Below are 7,588 nucleotides of genomic sequence, written 5' to 3'. Positions count from 1 at the left end.
GTGGTACACCGTGGGTCCGAAAGATGTATTTCCTGAGGAGTTCGGGCATTTCTTGCTGGGTGATCGCCGTGTGCGAAAGGCGTTTCTGGGCAAGCACCGCGACTTGCTGGAATATGAGTTCTGGCAGGAGCGCAAAGATCGCATCGGCCACGGGCACATTGAAGATATTTTCCCGTATTCCGAGGCAGTGCGGTTTACCAACCGGTTTATCAAGAAGCAGTGAGCGACTTACCGCCTCGGTCTCTGGTCAACTCGGCGGTGTTGCCAGGTCATCACCAACTCAGCGGGGTTGCCCGATTCCGCACTGAAAACCGCTTAGTCCCTTTTTGAAGCAAGGCATTCAATTCACCCAAGCCCGACAAAAAAGATGGTCGGGTCTTGGGTGTCGCCATTGGGCGAGCATTGAAGCCTTGGTTCAAACGGGGCGGTTTTCTTGAAGTTCGGAACGGGCAATCCCACTGCCGAGTTGGCTCAAACCTCCCAATCGGCGGCGGTGTTTCGATCGCCTCGCCTTCAAGAAAACCTGCCCTTGCGTGCCGAGCAGGGCCGGTGTTGCCCAGCAGGGGCGACAGAGAACGGACCCGACCCGCAGTTTAGGAGGGTCGTTCTCAGGCATCGCAAGGCTCAGCAAGGGATAAACAGGTTTTCTGGCGAGAGATTGAAACCCTAGTCGAGTGGGCGATTAACAGGCGACGAGAGATCGGAGCCCAAGCCGATTGAGCTATACACATCGCCCATCGCGCACGTAAAAAAAGCACGTCAACCCAGGGTCAACGTGCTTTCTTGCACCGCATCCGCGAATCAGGAAGATTAATCCCCGTACATACGCTGCTTCAATTCCCGGCGCTGCTGTGCTTCAAGTGACAGCGTGGCGGTGGGGCGAGCCAACAAACGGGCCACGCCAATGGGGTCACCCGTTTCTTCGCACCAGCCATATTCGCCCGCATCAATTTTTTGAATTGATTGCTGAATCTTCTTCAACAGTTTGCGCTCGCGATCGCGGGTGCGAAGCTCAAGCGCATGTTCTTCTTCAATAGTGGCGCGGTCTGCAGGATCGGGAACTACCACGGTTTCACGCAGGTGCTCAGTGGTTTCGCCTGCATTGGCCAGCAGTTCCTTTTCCATTTCCTGCAAACGCTGGCGGAAAAAGGCAAGCTGCACCTCGTTCATGTAATCGTCTTCTTTCATCGCGAGCAATTGTTTCTCGGTGATGACGGGCGTCTTCTCAGTGGTCATAGCACAGCCTCTAGTCCTTTGGTTTTTTATTGACTATATACCAGTATATCCGCTATCGGGCTAGACAAAGCTCTAACCCTTGGGTGATAAATTCCTTGGGGAGTTTACGCCCAATAAACACGATTTTGCTTTCTTTCTTCTCGGCACTGTCCCATTTTCTGCCCCAGTCCAATCCCATCAGCATGTGAACACCTTGGAACAGCGCGCGGCGGTCGCTGGCCTTGATGTTCAAAATGCCTTTGTAGCGCAGCATGTCGGGGCCGTAAACCTGCGTCACAGAGCCCATGAATTCTTCAAACTTCTGTCCGTCGAACGGCTTGGTGCTTTTGAACACAAAGCTTTGAATTTCATCGTTGTGAATGTGTTTGTCTTCGTCCAGAAAGTCGGGCGCGATATCCAGAATCGAATTCAGGTTAAAGCCACGCACGTCCAGCAGTTTGTCGATGGGGGCTACGCCGAACTCTGAAATCATCATTTCTGCGCGCGCATTCATTTTAACCAGTCTGCGTTTCAACGCGGTGACTTCGTCTTCCGTGCACAGGTCGGTTTTGGACAACAAAATGCGATCCGCAAAACCGACCTGTTGTTGAATCTCGCGGTGTTCGTCAAGTTGCTGCATGCCATGCTTGGCGTCCACCACGGTAACCACTGCGTCCAGAATGAAGCTTTCAGCCACCAGATCATCGACAAAGAAGGTTTGTGCAACCGGACCGGGGTCGGCCATGCCAGTGGTTTCAATGACTACACGGTCAAACTTGAGTTCGCCAGCCAGTCGTTTGGCAGCCATTTCGCCCAGAATACGCACCAGGTCGCCACGCACTGTGCAGCACAGGCAACCGTTGTTCATCTCGACAATGTTTTCCTGTTCGTTTTGCATCAACAGGTCGTTGTCGACGCCTTCTTCGCCAAATTCATTTTCAATCACGGCGATTTTCATACCGTGGTTTTCTTTCAGAATTCGGTTCAAAAGGGTGGTTTTTCCACTGCCCAGAAAGCCGGTAAGAATGGTGACTGGGATCATGTTGTGGCCTGGTTTGTTCATGGTGCTTTGCGCTGCGAAAATTGGGTCAACAATTGAAATGGGGTTACTTGGTCAAATTTAAAGGGCTTGAAACGTCCACACACCTTCAACGGCCAAGCGTTTTACCAAACCTTTGTACCACAGGTAGTGAAGGTGGGCGATGGCTTCGCCCATGGCAAAGCTCATTTGGTGGCCGTCCATCTCGCGACGGAACAGCACGGCGATGGCTTGGCGCGCAGTCAAAGGTTTTTCCTTGATCGCCTCCAGCAATTCATTCAGGCGGTGATCGTGGTGGCGCAACAATTGCGCACACCGGTCGTGCACGCCTTTGAACGGCACACCATGCGAAGGCAGCACCATTAATTGGTCAGACAACTGCGCCATGCTTTGAACCGACTTCAGGAACAGGAGTAGCGGGTTGCCTTCGGGTTCGATGCCGTAAACACTCACATTGGTGGAAATCGTGGGCAGCAACATGTCGCCGCTGATCATCAGGTTCAAGCTGTCGCAGACCAGGCTGATGTGTTCCGGGCTGTGCCCGAAGCCTGCATGGCAGCGCCACACATGGCCGCCAATCTCGATTTCATCGCCATGCTGAATACGCTGATAGTTCAGCGGGGGTTCGGGCACCAAGCGGGAGAACATGCCACCACGGGCTTCCAGTGTTTCATCGGCTTTTTTCTCGTTCACCAGGCCATGGCTGGCCATGAAGGTGCCCAAGGTGTTGCCGTCAAAGCCAGGCAGGTTGGCGCACAAGCCGCGGGCCATGAAGTATTCACCCGTGGACATGTGCACATGCACGCCATGGCGGCGGGCCAGTGGGCCAGCCATGCCGATGTGATCGGGGTGGGCGTGGGTACAAATAATTCGCCCCAAGGGTTTGCGGGCAAACAGGGTTTGTTCAATTTCTTCCCACATGGCAGCCACGTCGGGCAGGCCCGCGCCGCAGTCCACCAAGGTGTACTGGTTTTCTTCCTCAATTAGCCACACATTGATGTGGTCGAGTGCAAAAGGCAGCGGCAATCGAAGCCACAGCACGCCGGGTGCAACGGGGGTGGGTTGGCCCAAAACGGGCGGTTCAAACAAACGTTCAATTCCCATGTGTTTTCTGGTGACTTTTCAGTCATTTGTGTGGGTGAAGGGGCTGATTGTAGGGCATCATTTCGAAAAAGCATAACTTCTGCGGAGACTTTGATATGTTGAATTTGCCAGGACTTCAGTTTGATCTTGGAGAAGACATCGACGCCTTGCGCGATGCAGTACAAACCTTTGCCCAGGCGGAAATTGCCCCGTTGGCGGCTGAAATGGACAAAACCGACCAATTTCCCATGCATTTGTGGCGAAAAATGGGCGATATGGGCCTGTTGGGGCTGACCGTTGAGGAAGAGTTGGGCGGCAGCGGTATGGGCTACCTGGCCCACATTGTGGCCATGGAAGAAATTTCGCGGGCCAGTGCTTCGGTGGCGTTAAGCTACGGCGCGCATTCCAACCTGTGCGTGAACCAGATTCGCCGCAACGGCACCGATTGGCAACGCAAAACTTTCTTGCCCAAACTCATTTCCGGTGAGCACATTGGTGCTTTGGCCATGAGCGAACCCGGTGCTGGGTCTGATGTGGTCAGCATGCAGTTGCGGGCCGACAAAAAGGGCGACAAGTATGTGCTGAACGGCAACAAAATGTGGATCACCAACGGCCCCGATGCCGATGTGCTGGTGGTGTACGCCAAAACCGACCTGGCTGCCGGGCCGCACGGCATTACAGCCTTCCTGATTGAAAAGAACTTCAAGGGTTTTTCAATTGCGCAAAAGCTGGACAAGTTGGGCATGCGTGGCAGCCACACCGGCGAGTTGGTGTTCGAAGACTGTGAAGTACCCGAAACCCACGTGCTGGGCAAAGTAGGCCGCGGTGTGAACGTGCTGATGAGTGGGCTCGATTTTGAGCGAGCAGTGCTTTCAGGTGGCCCCTTGGGCATCATGGCTGCAGCCATGGATGTGGTAGTGCCCTATGTGCACGACCGCAAACAGTTTGGTCAAAGCATTGGTGAATTTCAGCTGATTCAAGGCAAGCTGGCTGACATGTACTCCACCATGATGGCCACCCGTGCCTATGTGTACCAGGTGGGCAAGGCCTGTGACAAAGCCACACCGGAAACAGTGCGCAAGCTGCGCAAAGACTGCGCGGGTGCCATTTTGTATTCCGCTGAAAAGGCCACGTGGATGGCGGGCGAATCCATCCAGATTCTGGGCGGCAATGGCTACATCAACGAGTATCCATGTGGCCGTTTGTGGCGCGATGCAAAGCTGTACGAGATCGGTGCGGGCACCAGTGAAATTCGCCGCATGTTGATTGGTCGCGAGCTTTTCTCCGAGACGATGTAATTTTCTACTGTGGTAGCAGGGCAGGTCCAGCGGATTTGAACACCCGCTTGTCTTGCCCAATCACCACTTCACTGGCCCACAAATAACTCAGCCTGGGGTGCGCGGTTTGCAGCACCTTCAGCGCCTCAACGTTTCCAAGCAAATGGTAGTTCATCCAGGCCAGTGAATACTGCGCTGCAATTTCGCGTCCCCAGGTGGAGGTGGGCAGCAGCGGGTAGTTGGTGTGTTGGGCGTGGCTGGCTGCGTCGGCCACAATGAAAGCACGGTCGCTGGTCAGCTTGTCATAAACAGGACGCACCACGGCAGGGTTCACTGCCACAATCGGGGCAATGGGGCCGTCATGGTCTCCGGTTTGAATCATGACCGGAATCGGGTTTTTGTCAAACACCGATTGAATTTCACTGATGGGTGCGGCGGCCACTGCTGCTTTCAAACGCGGCTCTACGGCTTGCAACCCCATGGTGGCAATGGCGCCCATGCTGTGACCAATCACACCAATGCGGGCGGGGTCGATGAATTCGCGCACGGGCGAGTTGTTCAGCAGGTAGGTGAGTGCGTCTTGCGCTTCTTCAATGTTGTTGCCTGGGTCGCCTTGTACTTCGTCTGCTGAGCGGCCCTGGCCTGAAAAGTCAAACGCAAACACCAAGTAGCCTGCATCCGCAAACAACTGGTGCCACCAGCGGTACATGGCGGTGTTGGTGTTCAAGCCTTCCAGCGCCAGAATCACCGGGTATTTTTGGGCAGTGGCTTCGGTTTGCCCCCGCTTGGGCAGCACAATTTCGCCATGCAGGCGGGTGCCGTAGCGGTTTTGAAATTCAACGGGAACCAGCGCCACCGACTGGTTGTTTTCGGGGTGGCCGTACCAGTGAAATACCTGATCGATTCGAGACCCATCGCTCAGTTGCGCAGCCATGGCGCGAATTTGAAATTCAAGCAGGGCGGGGTCGGTGATGTCGCTCAGTGTGTAGCCCAAGGCGATGGGGTCGACCACGCCAGCCAATTGTTGGCGCGGCAGCATGTCGCTGACCATGCCCAGCTGCGATAGAACATCGTCATTGGACACGGGGCTTTCCGGGGGATTTTCGCCTTGAACCGAAGCAGGCCAGCCAAAGGCTTCCGTGGATTGAATGGCATTGCGCGATGCAGAGCCAGAATTGTTTTCTCCATTGCAGGCCCAGGCCAACAACGGCAACAACAGGTAAACCAATTTGGAACGACTTCGCATGACAACTTCCTTGGGCAAGGTACTCATGATACTAAGTTGGCGCAGGTTTTGGATTTTCTTGGGCAAACGGGAATGGGATCTCGTAGAATCGACAGTTCATCATATGGAGTGACGCCAGTTTATGAGCAGCCTGCCCCTGGACCTGAAAACACTTGAGGACGACTTCGGCGAACTCAGCGAAACCAGCCACCTGACTGAAGAGGAAGAGCGTGAGCTGTCCAAAAAAGTGGCCAGTGATATTCTGGCGGGCTTCGACAAACACTACAGGCTGTTTCGCTACTGTGCTCAACAAACCAAGAAGCTTTTCGAGGAAGGCGACTGGCATTTGATTCAACAACTGGCTCGCGACCGTATCGATTTCTACGATGAGCGTGTGAAAGAGGCGGTTGACCTGTTGCGTCGCAACTATGGTTCGCTGTTGATGAGTGAATCGGTGTGGGCCAAGATCAAAACCCGTTTTGTGACTTACCTGGTCGATCACAAGCAGCCAGAGCTGGCTGAAACTTTTTTCAATTCTGCGGTGACCAAGATTTTGCACCGCGACTATTACCACAACCGGTTTCTGTTTGTACGCCCCGCAGTCAGCACCGATTATGTGGAAAGTGATCCACCTTCCTATCGCAGTTATTACCCGGCGAATCCGAAAAGTGGCGGCTTGCGCAAAACCTTGAAGCGCTTGATTCGTGACTTTTCATTGAACGCTGATTTTGTGGATTTGGAGCGCGACTTGCGCTACGTGGTCCATGCTGCGCGGCAGGTGATGCCGCGCCCAATTAAAGTCGACCCCGATTGCCAAATCCAGGTGCTTTCAAGCCTGTTTTTCCGCAACAAGGGCGCATACATCATTGGCAAGTTCATCAACTCGAACATGCCGCAGCCGTTTGCCATTCCAATTCTTCGGGATTCATCGGGCAAGTTGTACATCGACACGGTGCTGTTCAATGTGCAGCAAATTGCCACGCTGTTCAGCTTCACGCGCGCTTACTTTTTAGTCGACATGGAAACGCCTGGTGCGTATGTGCAGTTTTTGCGTACCCTGTTGCCCAACAAGCCCAAGGCAGAGATGTACACCATGCTGGGCTTGCACAAACAGGGCAAAACCCTGTTTTACCGAGACTTTTTGCATCACTTGAAGCATTCGCACGATGAATTTATCGTGGCGCCCGGTATCAAGGGTTTGGTGATGGCCGTGTTCACGCTGCCTTCCTACCCGTATGTGTTCAAGCTGATCAAGGACAAAATTGCACCGAGCAAGGAAATTGACCGTGCCGGTGTGATGCGCAAGTATCAACTGGTGAAGGAACACGATCGAGTGGGTCGCATGGCCGACACTTGGGAATACAGCCATGTGGGTTTGCCGCTGAACCGGTTTTCGCAGGAACTGATCGATCATTTGAAAGACACCTGTGAAAGCTCGCTGAGTTTTGAAGACGACACGGTGGTGATCAAACACGTGTACATCGAAAGGCGCATGACACCGCTGAACATTTACCTGCAACAGGGCACCGATTCTGAGGTGGAGCATGGCATTACCGAATATGGAAATGCCATCAAGCAATTGGCCGCAGCCAATATTTTCCCGGGCGACATGCTGTTTAAAAACTTTGGTGTAACGCGCCTGGGGCGTGTGGTGTTCTACGATTACGACGAAATTGAATACATGACGGATTGCAATTTCCGCCGCATTCCGGATGCACCCAACCCCGAGGCGGAAATGTCGTCTGAGCC

General features: G+C 53.9%; 7 protein-coding genes. 3 read left to right on the top strand and 4 right to left on the bottom strand.

The genetic code is table 11. The annotated features are described in order from the left end of the window. Positions 1 to 223: isocitrate dehydrogenase kinase/phosphatase-domain containing protein (locus B4N58_RS11245; RefSeq protein WP_291749315.1), on the top strand; the 223-nt coding region annotated here is incomplete at its 5' end. 587 nt (positions 224 to 810) lie between these two features. Here the strand turns inward: B4N58_RS11245 and dksA are convergent. Genes dksA through B4N58_RS11230 form a run of 3 tightly spaced genes read right to left on the bottom strand, consistent with a single transcriptional unit; the run spans position 811 to position 3,358 of the window. Then, on the bottom strand, positions 811 to 1,236 hold the full coding sequence (gene dksA, locus B4N58_RS11240; RefSeq protein ID WP_008247451.1) for an RNA polymerase-binding protein DksA: 426 nt from the start codon (positions 1,234 to 1,236) through the stop codon (positions 811 to 813). A 52-nt stretch (positions 1,237 to 1,288) separates the two neighbouring features. Continuing rightward, positions 1,289 to 2,278: a CobW family GTP-binding protein gene (locus B4N58_RS11235; protein ID WP_050771118.1), complete on the bottom strand. Its 990-nt coding sequence runs from the start codon at positions 2,276 to 2,278 to the stop codon at positions 1,289 to 1,291. A gap of 57 nt (positions 2,279 to 2,335) precedes the next feature. Further along, a complete protein-coding gene (locus tag B4N58_RS11230) occupies positions 2,336 to 3,358 on the bottom strand; it encodes an MBL fold metallo-hydrolase (RefSeq protein WP_291749306.1) in 1,023 nt (340 codons plus the stop codon). Between the two features lie 95 nt (positions 3,359 to 3,453). Between B4N58_RS11230 and B4N58_RS11225 the strand changes: the two genes are divergently transcribed. Further along, a complete protein-coding gene (locus tag B4N58_RS11225; RefSeq protein ID WP_008247457.1) occupies positions 3,454 to 4,635 on the top strand; it encodes an isovaleryl-CoA dehydrogenase in 1,182 nt (393 codons plus the stop codon). 4 nt (positions 4,636 to 4,639) lie between these two features. On the opposite strand, the gene B4N58_RS11220 is transcribed toward B4N58_RS11225, so the two are convergent. Beyond that, positions 4,640 to 5,860 carry an alpha/beta hydrolase family protein gene (locus B4N58_RS11220; RefSeq protein ID WP_291749301.1) on the bottom strand — a complete coding sequence of 407 codons (1,221 nt, stop codon included), beginning with the start codon at positions 5,858 to 5,860 and terminating at the stop codon, positions 4,640 to 4,642. A 121-nt stretch (positions 5,861 to 5,981) separates the two neighbouring features. Between B4N58_RS11220 and aceK the strand changes: the two genes are divergently transcribed. Then, the coding region (aceK, locus tag B4N58_RS11215; protein WP_291749298.1) for a bifunctional isocitrate dehydrogenase kinase/phosphatase at positions 5,982 to 7,588 on the top strand (1,607 nt) is incomplete at its 3' end.

Origin of the sequence: Limnobacter sp. UBA3528 (assembly GCF_002377005.1) — a bacterium.
Lineage (GTDB): Bacteria > Pseudomonadota > Gammaproteobacteria > Burkholderiales > Burkholderiaceae_B > Limnobacter.
This window is presented reverse-complemented; position numbering and strand designations above follow the sequence as displayed.

What these genes read in the sequence shown, in the direction of transcription:
- dksA (WP_008247451.1), bottom strand. Translation starts at nt 1,236, where the DNA reads ATGACCACTGAGAAGACGCCCGTCATCACCGAGAAACAATTGCTCGCG.
- B4N58_RS11235 (WP_050771118.1), bottom strand. Translation starts at nt 2,278, where the DNA reads ATGAACAAACCAGGCCACAACATGATCCCAGTCACCATTCTTACCGGC.
- B4N58_RS11230 (WP_291749306.1), bottom strand. Translation starts at nt 3,358, where the DNA reads ATGGGAATTGAACGTTTGTTTGAACCGCCCGTTTTGGGCCAACCCACC.
- B4N58_RS11225 (WP_008247457.1), top strand. Translation starts at nt 3,454, where the DNA reads ATGTTGAATTTGCCAGGACTTCAGTTTGATCTTGGAGAAGACATCGAC.
- B4N58_RS11220 (WP_291749301.1), bottom strand. Translation starts at nt 5,860, where the DNA reads ATGCGAAGTCGTTCCAAATTGGTTTACCTGTTGTTGCCGTTGTTGGCC.